Source organism: Kitasatospora sp. NPDC041917 (genome assembly GCF_055589745.1).
This window is the reverse complement of the sequence record NZ_JBVJBI010000003.1, coordinates 153,996-168,110: the sequence shown is the minus strand read 5'-3', so window position 1 is coordinate 168,110 and position 14,115 is coordinate 153,996. Positions and strand designations below refer to the sequence as shown.

Genomic DNA, 14,115 nt, shown 5'->3' with positions numbered 1-14,115 from the left:
CACGGCCTTCGCCGTGGTGACCGTCCCGCAGCGCCCGGCCACCCAGGCCAGCGCGTCGCGGTGCTCCGCCGGGCCGAAGTCGGCGACCGCGTCGGCCACCACGAAGGCCTGCACGTCCCGCATCCAGGCGTCGCACGCGGTGGCCTGCACGCCGATGTGCGCGTACACGCCGGTGATCACCAGCTGGTCCCGCCCCTGCTCGCGCAGCAGCTGCTCCAACTCGGTGCGCACGAAGGCGCTGTACTTCCACTTGGTGAGCACCGTGTCCACCGGCTCCGGGGCCACGGCCTCGGCGATCGCGGTGGCCCGCGGGTCGTCCGGGATGCCCGGGCCCCAGAAGTCCTGCTGCAGCCCGCGCTCGGCCGGGCTCTGCCCGCCGAGCTGCGCCGAGTACACGACGGGGACGCCGGCGGCGCGCGCCTCCCCGGCCAACGCCGAGACGTTGTGCAGAAGTTCGGGCACCGGCGCGGCCTCGGCGTCGAAGGCGTCCAGGAAGTGGTTCTGCAGGTCGTGCACCAGCAGCACGGCGCGCGCCGGGTCCACCGTCCAGGAGACCCGGTTGGCGGGCAGCTCCTCGGCGGCGGGCATGGAATAGCGGGGAATGCGGGGCAGGCCCACGGTGGTGTTCCTTAGCTAGACGTAGCGGAGTGGGGAGAGTCAACGGGCGGTCGGCGGGCGGTCGGCAGCCGATCCGCGGGCGCTCAGCGGCCGGTCGACGGGCGCTCAGCGGCCGGTCAGCGAAGCCGCGATCGCGGCGCGCAGGTCCTTCTTGCTGACCTTCCCGATCCCGGTGGCCGGGAAGGCGGCGACGAACTCGACCCGGTCCGGCACCTTGTACTCGGCGAGCCCGCGTTGCCGCACGAACCTCTTCAACTCGACGCTCTTCGGCGGGCTTTCGCGGTGCCCGGCACGCAGCACCACGTAGGCGCAGGTGCGCTCGCCCAGGTACGGGTCGGGCATCGACACCACCGCCGCGTCGTGCACCGCGGGGTGCGCGAGCAGGTGGTTCTCGATCTCCTCGGCGGCGACCTTCTCGCCGCCCCGGTTGATCTGGTCCTTGGCCCGGCCCTCGACCACCAGGTGGCCGGTCGGGGTGCGCCGGACCAGGTCCCCGGTGCGGTAGAACCCGTCCGCGGTGAAGGAGTCGGCGTTGTGCTCGGGCGCGTTCCAGTAGCCGCGGATGGTGTACGGCCCGCGGGTGAGCAGGTGGCCGGTGGCGCCGTCGGGCAGGTCCCGGTCCTGGTCGTCCACCACCCGGACCTCGTCGTCCGGCGAGATCGGCCGGCCCTGGGTGGTGGTGATCAGCTCCTCCGGGTCGTCCAGCCGGGTGTAGTTGACCAGTCCCTCGGCCATCCCGAACACCTGCTGGAGCGTGCAGCCCAGCACCGGCCGCACCCTCCGGGCCGCCTCCTCGCTGAACTTGGCGCCGCCGACCAGCAGCACCTCCAGGCTCTCGTACCCGCGGGCGCCGCGCTCGGCGGCGTCCAGCCAGAGCAGTGCGAGCGGCGGCACCAGCCCGGTGATGGTCACGCCCTCGCGCTCGATCAGCGGGAAGGCCGTCTCCGGGGCGGGCTGCGGGCAGAGCACCACCCGGCCGCCGGCGTACAGCGTGCCGAGCGAACCCGGCGAGCTGAGCGGGAAGTTGTGTGCGGCGGGCAGCACGCACAGGTACACGCTGTCCCGGTCCTGCCCGCAGAGCTCGACCGAGCCGCGCAGCGAGTAGATGTAGTCGTCGTGGGTGCGCGGGATCAGCTTCGGCACGCCGGTGCTGCCGCCGGAGAGCTGGAGGAAGGCGACGTCCCCGGGCCCGGGCTCCCCGCCGAAGGCCTCCGGTCCTGGACGGTCGCAGGGCACGTCCGTGAGCCGGACGTGCTCGCCCGGGTCCTCGCCGGCCACCAGCACCAGCCGCAGCGCGGGGTTCTCCGCCTGTACCCGGGTGGCGAGTTCGCGGTAGTCGTGACCGCCTTCGACGGCCGGCACCACATAGGCGACCGCCCCGGTGAAGGAGCAGAAGTACCCGATCTCGGCGTACCGGTGGGCAGGCAGCGCGAAGACCGGCAGCGCGCCGATCCGGAACAGCGCGAAGACGACCTCGAAGAACTCGGCGGCGTTGGGCAGTTGGACCACCACCCGGTCCCCGGCCCGGATGCCTCGGGCGAGCAGCCCGGCGGCCATCCGGTCGGCCCGGAGGTCGAGTTCGGCGTACGTCCAGCGCCGCTCGGCGGCCGCCACCGAGTGACCGCCCGGGTCGACGACGGCGATGCGCCCGCCGTGCGCGGCGGCGCGTTCGCGCAGCATCCGCCCGAAGGTCTCGCCGCGCCAGTACCCGGCGTCCCGGTAGCGCTCGGCGAACTCGGCGGGGTACGGGGTGAAGCCCGCCCGAGCGGTCTCCAGCGGCGTCACCGGGCCACCCCCGCGGCGTCCAGGAAGGTGCGGAACTTGGCGCTGGTCTCGGCGAGTTCGGCCTCCGGCCGGGACTGCTCGACCACGCCCGCGCCGGCGTACACCCGCAGCGTCCGCTCCTGCGCCTCGGCGCAGCGGATGGTGACCACCCACTCGCCGTCGCCGGTCGCGTCCTCCCAGCCGACCATGCCGGTATAGAGGCCGCGGTCGAAGGGCTCGACCTCGCCGATCACCCGGCGTGCGACGTCGGTCGGCGTGCCGCAGACCGCCGGGGTGGGGTGCAGTGCGCAGGCCAGTTCCAGGGCGGAGACCGCGGGGTCGGCCAGCTCGCCGCGGATCGTGGTGGCCAGGTGCCACATCGCGGCCGTCCGTACCAGAGTGGGACGTTCGGGCACTTCGAGAGTGCGGCAGTACGGAGCCAGCGCCTCGCGGATGGCGTCCACCACGACGGCGTGCTCGTGCAGGTCCTTGGGCGACTCCAGCAGCGCGGCGGCGCGCCTGACGTCCTCGCCGAGGTCCTCGCTGCGCGGGACCGAGCCGGCCAGCGGGTTGGCCAGCACGGTCGTTCCCCGCCGGGAGAGCAGGAGTTCGGGGCTGGCGCCGATCAGGGTGCGGCCGCCGCCGGACGGGACGGCGAAGGTGTAACCGCCCGGGTCGCGCCGGGCCAGCCGCTGCAGGATGGCGGGCAGGTCGAGCGGCTCGGCGGCGCTCAGCTCCAGCGTCCGGGCCAGTACCACCTTGCTCAACTCCCCGCCGCGCAGCCGCTCGACGGCCGCCGCGACGCCGGCGCCGTACGCCTCCGGCGCGGGCACCGGGGCGATCCGCCAGTCGATCCGCTCGGCCGCCGGCGCGGGCAGCGCGATCAGCGGGTCGTCGCGCAGCGCCCCGGCGGTGCGGATCCGGGCGGGCACGGCGAGTTCGACCCGGCTGTCCCGGTCGAACGCCACCGCACCGACCACCAGCGGCCGTTCGACCCCGTCCCGGCCCGCCTCGGCCAGCGTCTCGGCGACCCGCACCGGCAGCGGCCGCCCGTCCTGGGGCACCCGGGCGTGCACGCCGGAGCCGAGCAGGGTGCGGGTCGGCGAGGCGAAGAACGCCTCGTCGGAGCCGGCCCGGTACTGGCCGAGCAGTCCGCTGGCCGCGCCGATGACGGCGTGGTCCGGGCCCTCGGCGAGGGCGGTCGCCGGGGCGTCGGGCCCGGCGGGTATCGGCCCGGCAGGGGCGTGGTGCACCGTGGTCACGGCGGTCTCTCCAGTCTGGGACGGTTCTACGGGGGACGAGGAGGAACGGGAGGGCGGCGAGGAGCAGGAGCGCGGGCGAGGAGGAGGGACGGGCGGGGCGCCGATCGGCACCGCCCTGCCCCGCTCAGGCGCGCAGGGTCGCGCCGCCGTCGACGTACAGGTCGTGCATGGTGATGTGCCGCGCCCGGTCGGAGGCCAGGAACACCACCGCCTCCGCGATGTCGGCGGGCGCGGCGATCCGCCCGAGCGGGATGCCGACCCGCCAGGCGCCCGGGTCGCCCTCGATCACCCGGCGTTCGGCCGCCTCGGCGTCCTCGCCCCACAGGGCGCGCTGCATCTCGGTGTCGGTCGAGCCTGGCGACACCACGTTGCACCGCACCCCGGACCGGGCGAGTTCCAGCCCCAGGCAGCGGGTGAACATGGTGGCCGCCGCCTTGGACGCCGCGTAGGCGGCCATCCCGGCCCGCGGCACCCCGGCGGCGTTGGACCCGACGGTCACGATCGCCCCGCGCCCGCGGTCCGCCATTCGACGGCCGACGGCCCGGCCGGTGTGGAAGACCCCGGTGGTGTTGACGGCGAAGGTGTCCGCCCAGTCCCCGTCGGAGAGTTCGACGACCGGTGCGGTGCGCAGGATTCCCGCGACGTTCACCAGCGTCCCGATCGGCCCGAGTTGGCGTTCGATCAACTCCACGGCGCCGTCCACGGCCTGGGCGTCGGACACGTCCAGCACGTACGGACGCACCGTCGGCAGCTCGGCCACCAGGGCGTCGAGCCCGCCACGGTTGCGGTCCACCGCCGCGACGACGGCTCCCTCGGCCACCAGCGCCCGCACCACGGCCGCGCCGATGCCCTGCCCGGCCCCGGTGACCATCGCGACGGCACCGGCGAATTCGGACTGTTGCTGCACAGGACATCCCCTCCGATCAGCAAGATTAGGCAAGCCTAACCTAACACAGCTGTTCGCCTGCATCGAGAGCCTGTACGAACGTCAACTCGCTCCCGCTGGTACCGCGGCGACCGCTCCGCACCGCGAACGCGTCCCCGAACACGAGAAAGCCGCCCGCCCCCGGGCTGGGGGCGGGCGGCCTCTGCGCCTGCGGCCTCGATGTCCCGCGGCCTCGGCGTCTGCGACAGTGGCGCCGGTCGTGCCTGTGGTGCTGGTGGCCGTGGTCGCAGAATCCGGCGGGTCCCTACGGCAGACGGCTCGCGAAGATCAGGTCGAAGCCGCGACAGCCCTCACCGTCGAGGTGTTCCGCGCGACGCAGGCCGGCGCGCAGGGCGACGCGCCGGGAGGCGAGGTTCTCCGGGCGGACACGGGCGATCAGGGGAAGGTCGGGGGCATGGGAGGACGCCCAGGCAGCGACGGTGGTGGCGGCCTCGGTCGCCACGCCACGACCCCAGGCGGCGGGAGCGAGGCGGTAGAAGAGGTTGAGGATCGGCAGACCCGCCAACGTCATCGGCTTGATGCCGCAGAAGCCCGGTACGGCCGGGGAGTCGTGCTCGCGGACCGTCCAGTAGCCGAAGCCGTGGCGCTCCCGGACCGCGTTCCAGCGGCCGTACAGCTCTTCGGCCTCGGTACGGGTCCCGAGGGCGTCCGAGGGGTTGTGGACGCAGGTGGCCGGGTCCCGGTGGACGGCGAGGACGGCGTCGATGTCGCCCTCGGCGGGGCGCAGCAGGGAAAGCCGTTCGGTCGTCGGGGCCTCGTGCCCGACCAGCGCGGGCTAACGCGGGACGGCGGGGGTGGTGGCTGCCTTCGCGGGACCCGAAGGGGCCTTCGCGGGAGCGGTGGGGGTCGTCGCCGGAGGGGTGGGGGTCGTCGCCGGAGCGGTGGGGGTCGACGGCGCCGCGCCGGGGCCGGCCGGGGCCGGGGAGAGGCCGGTGCAGCCGCGCAGGCCGTCGCGGCGCTTGAGGGCTGCCTCGGCGGTGGCGCCGCTGACCGGCTCCGGGATGCCCTTGTCGTCGATGGTGGCCGGGGTGAAGGCCTCGCCGGTCACCTTGCCGTCGGCGGTGAGGGTGAGGGTGGTGACACCGGTCTCGTTGGAGTTGGGGTAGTTGGAGGTGCCGTACCAGAGGAAGTTGCCGAAGCCGTAGCCGACGTAGGTGTTGCCGAGCATGCCCGAGCCGACCATGGTGTGCGCGTGGGTGCCGACCACCGCTGTGGCGCCCGCGCCGGCGAGCTTCTTGGCGATGGTGGTCTGCGGACCGGTCGGACAGGCCTTGCCCTCGTCGCCCCAGTGCAGGTAGACGAGCACCACCGGAGCCTGCTGCTTGGCCGCCTCCACCGCCTTGACCAGCGCCGGCACGTCCAGGGCCGAGGCGATGCCCGGCTTGTCGGCGCCGGCCCGCCACTTCTGGTTGGTGAGGTCCTCGACCTGGCTGGCGGCGACCACCGCGACCTTCACCCCGCGCACGGTGGTGACGTACGGGGCGTACGCCTCCTTGGCGTTGCGTCCGAAGCCGACCACCGGGATCGGCGAGGAGTCCTTGGCGGTGAGGGTGTCGGTGAGGCCGTCGGCGCCGAAGTCCACGGCGTGGTTGTTGGCCATCGAGACGACGTCGACGCCCGAGTCCTTGAGCACCGACAGCGCCTTGGGCGAGGTGCGGAAGGTGTACGTCTTCGGCTCCGGGGCACCGCGCCCGGTGATCGCGGTCTCCAGGTTGAGGACGGACAGGTCGGCGTCGGCGAGGGTGCGGGAGATCGGGCCGAGCGCGGGCTCGGGCTGCTGGACGGCCAGCCGGGCCTCGGTACGGCCCTCGAAGTGGACGTCCCCGGCGAAGGCGACGGTGATGGTGCCGTCGGGCCGGGGCGGGGCACTCTTGCCCGGGGCCGTGCCGGAGGGCGTGCCGTCCGGCGCCGAGGACGGCGGGACGGGGGCGGCGGAGGCCGGGGCCGGCTCGGGGTCGTCCGGCCCGCAGGCGGCGACGGCGGTCATTCCGACGAGCAGCGCGACGGCGGCCGCGACACGGCGCATGAGTGGATCCCCCCGAGGATGATGCAAGAGCGGTCAGCCTACGCCACCGAATCACCACCACCCGGACCCGAGCCAGCAACATTCCGGCCACAAAGGACACCCCCCCGGGCCGGGGTGGGCATCGACGGTCGGACATCGACCGGCGGACATCGCCGCCCGCGCATCGACGGCCCGGCATCGAGGGCCCGGCATCACCGGCCGGTCGCCGGACGCCCCCCTGGCCCGACCGTCCCCATGGCCCCGGCCGACCCGGCCACCGTGTCCCTGGCGCGGAGGCGGGCGGGGCGCGCAGCGTGGTGTGCAGGGAGCGAGTCCCGCGCCGAAGGCCGGGAGGTGTGGCGTGATGGGCAGCAATCAGATCTCCGCCGTGGGCGGCAGTCCCCCGTCCCTCACCCGGGAGCACCGGATCGTGGTCGGGATCGACGGCTCAGGGCCGTCGAAGGCGGCCCTGCGCTGGGCGGTCGGCCAGGCCGTGCTGACCGGCGCGGCGGTGCACGCGGTGGCGGCCTGGGAGTACCCCTCGCTGTACGGGTGGTTCGCGCCGATGGTGGACGACGGCTTCGAGCGGACCGCCCGCCGCACGCTGAGCGCCGAGATCAACGAGATCCTCGGCCCGGACCGCTCGGTGGAGGTCCGGGAGAGCCTGGTGCTCGGCCACGCCGCCGAGGTGCTGCTGGAGGCGGCGGAGGGGGCCGACCTGCTGGTACTGGGCAGCCGGGGCCGGGGCACCTTCGCCCGGACGCTGCTCGGCTCGGTGTCCACCCGCTGCGCCGTGCACGGCGGCTGCCCGGTGGTGATCGTCCGCGCCGACGGGACGGTGGCCGCCCCGCCGCCGGCCGCGGCCGGCCGCGAGGGCGTCGAGCAGTCGGCCCCGAGCGCCGTGCGCACCAAGGACTGGCAGCTCAGCCTGCACGTGGTCGAGGACGAGGACACCACCCGGGTGCACGCCGTGCTGAACGCCGACGGCGACGTGCTGCACAGTGACGCCCGTTCCCGCCGCAACCCGCGCGACGCCCCGGCCCCCGCCGTCGGCGACGAGTTCGCGGTCGGCCGCGCCCTGGTGGACCTCGGCCACCAACTGCTGCGCTCCGGCGTCCACGGCGCCACCGGGCCGACCGAGGAGTGAACCGCCGCCCGCGGGCGACCGCCGGGCCGCGGCGTGCGCATCGCCCGGTCGGGTACGCCATGCTGAATCCGCTGGACCACCGCTGGACATCGCCGAACCGCCGTACCGCCCCTCCCGCGACCCGACCGGAAGAGCCGCACCCCGCCATGGACACCACCCCGGCCCCCGAACCCCCGGCCGCCCAACCCCCGACCCCCGAGACCGCGACCCCCGAGACCGTGGCCTCCGAGACCGCGGCGTCCGGGACCGCGACCTCCGAGTGCGCCCAGCCCGGCGAAGCCCCCGCGTCGGACTTCACCCCCGACGAGCGCGCCCGGGGCCGCGCGCTGCGCCGCGCCCAGCTGCCGTGGGCACTGGGCGGACGACTGGCGGGCCTGGCGCTGACCCTGCTGCTCGGCCTCACCCCGGCCGGTGCCGCCCTGGTGACCGCCGTCGGCGGCTGGTTCGGCGGCTCCCGGACGGCCGGGGTACTGGCCGGCGCGGCGGCCCTGGTGGTGCTCGGCCAGGCGCTGCAACTGCCGTTCGGCGCCGGGGCGCGGACCGTCCGGGCCCGGTACGGGCTGGTGACCCAGGGCTGGGCCGGCTGGGCGCTGGACGCCGTACGCGGCCTCGCGCTCACCCTCGTCCTCGTCCTCCCGCTCGCACTGGGCCTGTTCGCGCTGACCGCCTGGTCGCCGCAGCGCTGGTGGCTGCCGGCGGCGGGCGCGGCGGCGCTGCTGACGGCCGCGCTCTCCTTCCTCCATCCGCTGCTGATCGAGCCGGTGTTCAACCGCTTCTCCCCGATGCCCCCCGGGGAGCTGCGCACCGCGCTGCTCGCACTGGCCGAGCGGGACGACATCCGGGTGCGGGACGTCCTGGTCGCGGACGCCTCCCGTCGCACCACCGCGCTCAACGCGTACGTCTCCGGGTTCGGGGCGACCCGCCGGATCGTCGCGTACGACACGCTGCTGACCACCGCGGAGCCGCGCGAGGTGGAGCTGGTGGTCGCGCACGAGCTGGGCCACGTCAAGCACCGGGACGTGCCGGTCGGCACCGCGCTGGGCGCGGTCGGCGCGGCCGTCGCGGTGGCCGTCCTCGGCCTGCTCGCCACCTGGCCGCCGCTGCTGGACGCGGCCGGGGCGACGGACGCGGCGGACCCCCGGGCGCTGCCGCTGCTGGCGGCGCTCGCGGCGCTGCTGGGCGCGCTGTCGGGGCCGCCGCAGTGCGCGGTGAGCCGCCGGATCGAGGCCAGGGCGGACCGGCACGCACTCGAACTGACCGGGGACGTCGAGCAGTTCGTGGCCATGCAGCGCAGACTGGCCGTGGCGAACGTCTCGGATGTCGACCCACCGAGGGTGCTTGAGCTACTGTTCGCCACTCACCCGAGTGCGACCAGGCGGATCGCCGCCGCCCGCGCCTGGCGGACCGCGCCGGAGCAGCGAGCGCCGGGGCGGCGGGCAGCGGGGCGGCGGGCAGCAGGGCGATGAGCGCCGGAGCGGCGAGCACCGGAGCAAAGTGCGCCCCCGGGCAAATCCGTTGTATAGTGCAACAAATATCGAGGAGATAGGAACGCCGTGCCCGGCCGCCAGTCGTCCATCGAGACCATCCAGCGCGAGCTGACCGCCTTCGCCCGCCGCGCCCGGCACAAGGCCTCCCAGCTGCACCCCGACCTCTCCCTGGTCACCTACAGCATCCTCGACCTGATCACCGAGCGCGGCGGCTGCCGGGCCGCCGACGTGGCCGCGCACTTCATGCTCGACAAGTCCACCGTCAGCCGCCAGGTCACCGCCCTGGAGAAGCTCGGCCTGCTGGCCCGCGAGACCGATCCGGACGACCAGCGCGGCCAGATCCTGCGCGCCACCGAGGCCGGCCTCACCCTGCTGCGGGACGCCAACGAGCAGCGCCGGCTCTCCTTCACCGCGCGCTTCACCGACTGGTCCGACGAGGACGTCGCCCGCTTCGCCGACTACCTGGCCCGGTACGGCCAGGAGGGCTGACCTGGGCGCCACCTGCCGGACGGCGATGCGGGACGCGGGACGCGGGACGCGGGACGCGGGACGCGGGTCGGGATGCGGGACGCGGGTCGGGATGCGGGATCGAAGCGCGGGCCGGAGATCCGGCCGGGGGAAGTCGCCCGGAACACCGGCCGGAGGGGCCGGTCGAAGGGACCGGCCGGAGAGCCGGTCGAGCCCTTCCGGGTGCGCCCCGCCGCCTCCACGGTGTACAGAGGAGGAGTGCCCCTCCGGCAGCGTCCCGATGCGCCGCACCGCTCGAACGCGACGCATCCCCCCGACCGCCGCCGCGCCTGGCTGCCCGACCGCCGGGTGCTGACGGCGCTGACCCTCGCGCTGATCGTGCTGATCACCGTGGTCGACATCCTCTCCCCGCCGGACATCCACCTCGGCCCGCTGCTGATCGTCGCCCCCGCCCTCACCGCCTCCTTCGCCGGCCCCCGGGCCACCGCCGCGGTCGCCGCGCTCGCGTTCGCCGCGCTGACCGTCATCGGCGCCGTCCGCGACAGCCTGACCAGCGCGAACATCGAGACCCAGCTGAGCGCGCAGCTGATCGTCTCGGTGCTGATCGTCGGCCTGCGGGTGCTGCGCGAGCGGCACGAGCGCGAGCTGGCCCGGGTGCGCTCGGTGTCCGAGGCCGCTCAGCGGGTGCTGCTGCGCCCGCTGCCGGAACGGATCGGACCGCTGCACCTGGCCTCCGTCTACCTGGCCGCCGAGGCCGAGGCGCAGGTCGGCGGCGACCTGTACGCGGCCGCCCGCACCGCCACCGGCACCCGGCTGCTGGTCGGCGACGTCCGCGGCAAGGGACTGTCCTCGCTCGGCGACGCGGCCCTGCTGCTCGGCGCCTTCCGCGCCGCCGCCCACCTGCACGCCGAACTGCCCGACCTGGCGGCCTACCTGGACGGCAGCGTCAGCTGGGACCTCGCCCAGCTCGCCGAACAGTCCCGACGGGACCGCCGCGACCGGCGTGAGCGACGCGAGCGGCAGGGCCTGCAAGCGTTGTCCGCCCTGCCCCTCCCCTCGCCCGAGGAGCCCCCCGAGGAGAGCGGCGAAGCCGGAGAATCCTTCATCACCGCCGTCCTGCTCGACATCCCCGACGACGGTTCCCCGGTCCGCCTGATCGACTGCGGCCACCCGCCCCCACTGCTGCTGCGCGCCGGCGGCATCACCACCCTCGCCGCGCACCACCCCTCCCCGCCGCTGGGCCTCGGCGAACTCGCGCCGGCGCGGTACGAGGCGGAGACCTTCCCGTTCCGGCCCGGCGACCGGCTGCTCATCTACACCGACGGCGTGATCGAGGCCCGCGATGCCCAGCGACGTTTCTACCCGCTCACCGAACGTGTCACCGCCTGGCGCTCCGAGCGCCCCACCGCCCTGCTCCAGAGCCTGCGCCGCGATCTGCTCGCGCACGTCGGCGGCAGGCTGGACGACGACGCGGCCATGGTGGTGGTCGAGCGGCTGCCGTGAGGGCGGGCGACCACCGGCAACGACAAGCAACGGATAACAGATGACAGATTTCGAAATCTGTCACCTGTTATCCGTCATCTGAAAGCTGTTCCCTGAAAGCTGTTACCTGAAATCCGTCGGCTGTCGGCTGTCGATCGGACCCTGCGCTACGGCTTGTACGGCAGCTGCGGCACGTCGAAGCAGTTCGTGGTCATCGACGGCACCTGGTGACCCAGCCGCCCTGCCCGCCCTGGGCCGAGTCCTGCCAACGGGCGGCGTTCAGGCACGCCCGGGTCGGCCCGGTGGGAGGCGGCTGCGGGACGAAGGAGGCGGGCAGGATCAAGCCGTGCGCGTCGTAGGGCTCGGCGCGGTTCATGAACGCCTCGACGCAGGAGCGCGTCGGCGCGACGCCGCAGGAGTCCAGCGCGTCGAACAGCCACTACGTGCCCGCCCAGCCCTCCAGCTCCCAGGCGGACAGCAGGGCGGCCCGGTCCGGGTGGTAGCGGGCCATTGCGGTCCGGAAGTCGTGGACCGCCGGATACTGCTCGTCCTCGTAGTTCAGGCTCGACGAGGTCGCCCACAGCGCGTTGCGGCAGTCCGGCGACGAGGCGTAGTCGGTGCGCACTGACTCCAACCAGTTCTGCACGTTGGTGACCTTCGCCGCCACCGTCACCCCGGCCTCGTCCAGCGCCCGGCACAGCGCCGCGTTGCCCCGGGAGTCCATCGCGTCGAACAGCAGCTGCGAGCCGTCGGCGTGCACCGCCGCGGCCACCGCCTGGAAGTTCGGCAGCGCGAAGTCCACCGTCTGGAGCAGCACCCGGTACCCCTCGGCCTCCAGCCCCGCCTTCAGCTGTCCGGCGTAACGGGTCGAGTCGGCCTTGGTTGTAGGCGACCACGGCGGCGCTGGTCGCGCCCAGTCGCTGCTTGAGGAACCGGAAGACCTCGGTGCTCTGGTAGAGCGTGCCGTTCCAGCCGACCGACCGCCCGTCGCGCGGGGCGGCGCTGCCGTAGATCCCGTAGAGGTACGGCCGGCGGTCGTACTCCGTGCCGATCGGCTGGCCGCCGACGTCCGGCACCGCCTTGCCGCTCACGTACGGGGCGCCCGCGTAGTCGAGGACGCTGCCGCTGACGAAGGCGAAGTCGTGTTCCCGGTCGGTCGGACGAGGCCCGGTTTCCGCGCCGGTGACCGGCTGCCCAGTATCCGACAGGAAGCAAGGCAACCAGCCCTGTTGAATTACTTTCTCATGACTTTCGGATGACCTTTCCCTTCCAAACCGGTCGTTACCATGGCCGCACCCATGTCGATCGGGATCGACATAGCCGGGTAGGGGGACCTGACCGTGAACCACATCCACGTCCAGACACATGCGTTGCGACAGTCGGCGAACGGCCTCACGGAGGCCGCCAAGACCTTCGGCCCCGTCGGGCACTGGCTCGACAACAGCCACGCGGCCGCCGACGCGATGTCGGCCTGGGACTCCGGTCCGGCGCTGAAGGACTGCGCCGACGCCTGGCAGGCCCACGTGAAGTCGGTCGTCGATCAACTCCATCTGTACTCCTCACAGTTGCACGAGTCGGCGCGGTCCTACGACCAGGCCGACCAGGAGTACGCCCGCCGGCTCGACGCCGCACTCGGTGACCTCGGGGGCACGGAACCGGGGCAGCAGCCGTGACGATGACCATCGCGGCGCTCAAGGCCGCCAACAGCATCGACGTCGATGCCGCCGCCGGCTCCTGGCTCGCCCTGTCCAAGCAGGCGTGGCAGGCCGTCAATGACATCCATGCCAACGGCGTCGACCCGCTCAAGGAGAACTGGAAGGACAAGGTCGGCGAGGCCGCCGGCCGCAAGCTCCAGGAGCAGGCCCAGATCCTGGAGGCCGGCGCGGACATCATGCGCGGCGTCGTCATGATCCTCGACGGGCTGAGCGCCGGCATCACCCGGGCCAAGCTCACCCTGAACTCCGCCCTGGACATGGCCCGGCAGTACGGCCTCACCGTCGACGAGACCACCGCCGCCGTTCACGGCAGCGGCGGCGCGGCGGCCTCGAACGACAACGCCGTCCAGGAGGTGAACGCGATGCTCCAGGAGGCGCTGCGCGAGGCCGCCCAGGCCGACAAGCTGGCCTCCGCCGAACTGCGCAAGCTCGCCGCCGCGACCTGCGAGACCGACCCGCGCAAGGCGCTGGACCAGCTCCAGCGCGAAGCCTCGCAGACCGAACTGTCCATGTACACCGGGGGCATCCCCAGCGGGCAGGACCCCCGGCTGGTCGCCGACTGGTGGAAGGCACTGACCGACAACCAGCACAAGGAGCTGATGCTCTCCGACCCCGTGACCCTCGCCAACCTCCCGGGCATCCCCGACGACGTGAAGGTGGGCCTGCGCGGCGGGCCCAACACCAAGTACGACCGGGTGAAGACGGTGCAGTGGGCGCTGGAGCCCTGGAACGACACCACCATCGACGTCTTCGACGACAACTGCACCAACTTCGCCTCCGAGGCGCTGCGCCAGGGCGGCGTGCACGCCAAATGGGACCAGTGGTGGGGCTGGCGCGGAGACGACACCTGGGGACGCAGCGACGACGCGGGCGGCGACTGGCTCGACCAGCGGCTCGACTATTCGAAGAGCTGGGCCGGGGCGCAGAACATGCACGACTTCATGCTGCGCCACGGCGGTCAGGAGGTCCCGCCGGGCGAAGTGAAGCCCGGGGACATCGTCTACTACGAGGAGGACTCCGACCAGGACTCCCAGGACAAGAAGGGCGTCGTCCACCACACCGCGGTGGTGACGGCGGTGACCCCGGACGGGGACATCCGCTACACCCAGCACAGCGGCGGCCAGCAGAACGCGAGCATGGGCGGCCGGATCGACAGCTTCCAGGAGCAGCGCGGGCACCAGAAGCTGCACTTCGTCCGCGTGAATCCGGACTGGTACTAGG

General features: G+C 73.8%; 12 protein-coding genes and 1 pseudogene. 6 read left to right on the top strand and 7 right to left on the bottom strand.

The annotated features are described in order from the left end of the window. From ACZ6EM_RS04545 to ACZ6EM_RS04520, 6 genes and pseudogenes are all read right to left on the bottom strand, one after another. Positions 1–618, bottom strand: a pseudogene (locus ACZ6EM_RS04545) (isochorismatase family protein); the annotation flags it as partial. Positions 619–723: 105 nt separating this feature from the next. After that, entirely contained in the window at positions 724–2,403 is a 1,680-nt protein-coding gene (locus ACZ6EM_RS04540; protein WP_465771659.1) for a (2,3-dihydroxybenzoyl)adenylate synthase, read from the bottom strand. Further along, positions 2,400–3,611: an isochorismate synthase DhbC gene (gene dhbC, locus ACZ6EM_RS04535; protein ID WP_465771782.1), complete on the bottom strand. Its 1,212-nt coding sequence runs from the start codon at positions 3,609–3,611 to the stop codon at positions 2,400–2,402. Before dhbC ends, ACZ6EM_RS04540 begins: the two co-directional genes overlap by 4 nt. 157 nt (positions 3,612–3,768) lie before the next feature. Beyond that, positions 3,769–4,515, bottom strand: a complete 747-nt coding sequence (locus ACZ6EM_RS04530) for a 2,3-dihydro-2,3-dihydroxybenzoate dehydrogenase (RefSeq protein ID WP_401050943.1) — start codon at positions 4,513–4,515, stop codon at positions 3,769–3,771. A gap of 319 nt (positions 4,516–4,834) precedes the next feature. After that, the gene (locus ACZ6EM_RS04525) at positions 4,835–5,317 is read right to left on the bottom strand and encodes a GNAT family N-acetyltransferase (protein WP_401050940.1); all 483 of its coding nucleotides are present in this window, start codon (positions 5,315–5,317) and stop codon (positions 4,835–4,837) included. A 48-nt stretch (positions 5,318–5,365) separates the two neighbouring features. Further along, positions 5,366–6,616, bottom strand: coding sequence for a CapA family protein (locus ACZ6EM_RS04520; RefSeq protein WP_465771658.1), 1,251 nt, complete (start codon positions 6,614–6,616; stop codon positions 5,366–5,368). A 343-nt stretch (positions 6,617–6,959) separates the two neighbouring features. On the opposite strand from ACZ6EM_RS04520, the gene ACZ6EM_RS04515 reads away from it, so the two are divergent. From ACZ6EM_RS04515 to ACZ6EM_RS04500, 4 genes are all read left to right on the top strand, one after another. Then, a complete protein-coding gene (locus ACZ6EM_RS04515) occupies positions 6,960–7,742 on the top strand; it encodes a universal stress protein (RefSeq protein WP_465771657.1) in 783 nt (260 codons plus the stop codon). Positions 7,743–7,888: 146 nt separating this feature from the next. After that, complete coding sequence (locus ACZ6EM_RS04510; RefSeq protein WP_465771656.1) at positions 7,889–9,208, top strand: M48 family metalloprotease; 1,320 nt, start codon at positions 7,889–7,891, stop codon at positions 9,206–9,208. A gap of 87 nt (positions 9,209–9,295) precedes the next feature. Beyond that, positions 9,296–9,718, top strand: coding sequence for a MarR family winged helix-turn-helix transcriptional regulator (locus ACZ6EM_RS04505; RefSeq protein ID WP_359904334.1), 423 nt, complete (start codon positions 9,296–9,298; stop codon positions 9,716–9,718). A 327-nt stretch (positions 9,719–10,045) separates the two neighbouring features. Then, positions 10,046–11,200, top strand: coding sequence for a PP2C family protein-serine/threonine phosphatase (locus ACZ6EM_RS04500; protein WP_452177731.1), 1,155 nt, complete (start codon positions 10,046–10,048; stop codon positions 11,198–11,200). A gap of 418 nt (positions 11,201–11,618) precedes the next feature. On the opposite strand, the gene ACZ6EM_RS04495 is transcribed toward ACZ6EM_RS04500, so the two are convergent. After that, entirely contained in the window at positions 11,619–11,996 is a 378-nt protein-coding gene (locus tag ACZ6EM_RS04495) for a hypothetical protein (protein WP_465771655.1), read from the bottom strand. A gap of 523 nt (positions 11,997–12,519) precedes the next feature. Between ACZ6EM_RS04495 and ACZ6EM_RS04490 the strand changes: the two genes are divergently transcribed. Next, the gene (locus ACZ6EM_RS04490) at positions 12,520–12,852 is read left to right on the top strand and encodes a type VII secretion target (RefSeq protein ID WP_465771654.1); all 333 of its coding nucleotides are present in this window, start codon (positions 12,520–12,522) and stop codon (positions 12,850–12,852) included. Between the two features lie 2 nt (positions 12,853–12,854). Continuing rightward, complete coding sequence (locus ACZ6EM_RS04485; protein ID WP_465771781.1) at positions 12,855–14,114, top strand: amidase domain-containing protein; 1,260 nt, start codon at positions 12,855–12,857, stop codon at positions 14,112–14,114. Position 14,115: the final 1 nt, after the last annotated feature.

What these genes read in the sequence shown, in the direction of transcription:
- ACZ6EM_RS04485 (WP_465771781.1), top strand. Translation starts at nt 12,855, where the DNA reads ATGACCATCGCGGCGCTCAAGGCCGCCAACAGCATCGACGTCGATGCC.
- ACZ6EM_RS04515 (WP_465771657.1), top strand. Translation starts at nt 6,960, where the DNA reads ATGGGCAGCAATCAGATCTCCGCCGTGGGCGGCAGTCCCCCGTCCCTC.
- ACZ6EM_RS04520 (WP_465771658.1), bottom strand. Translation starts at nt 6,616, where the DNA reads ATGCGCCGTGTCGCGGCCGCCGTCGCGCTGCTCGTCGGAATGACCGCC.
- ACZ6EM_RS04510 (WP_465771656.1), top strand. Translation starts at nt 7,889, where the DNA reads ATGGACACCACCCCGGCCCCCGAACCCCCGGCCGCCCAACCCCCGACC.
- ACZ6EM_RS04530 (WP_401050943.1), bottom strand. Translation starts at nt 4,515, where the DNA reads ATGGTCACCGGGGCCGGGCAGGGCATCGGCGCGGCCGTGGTGCGGGCG.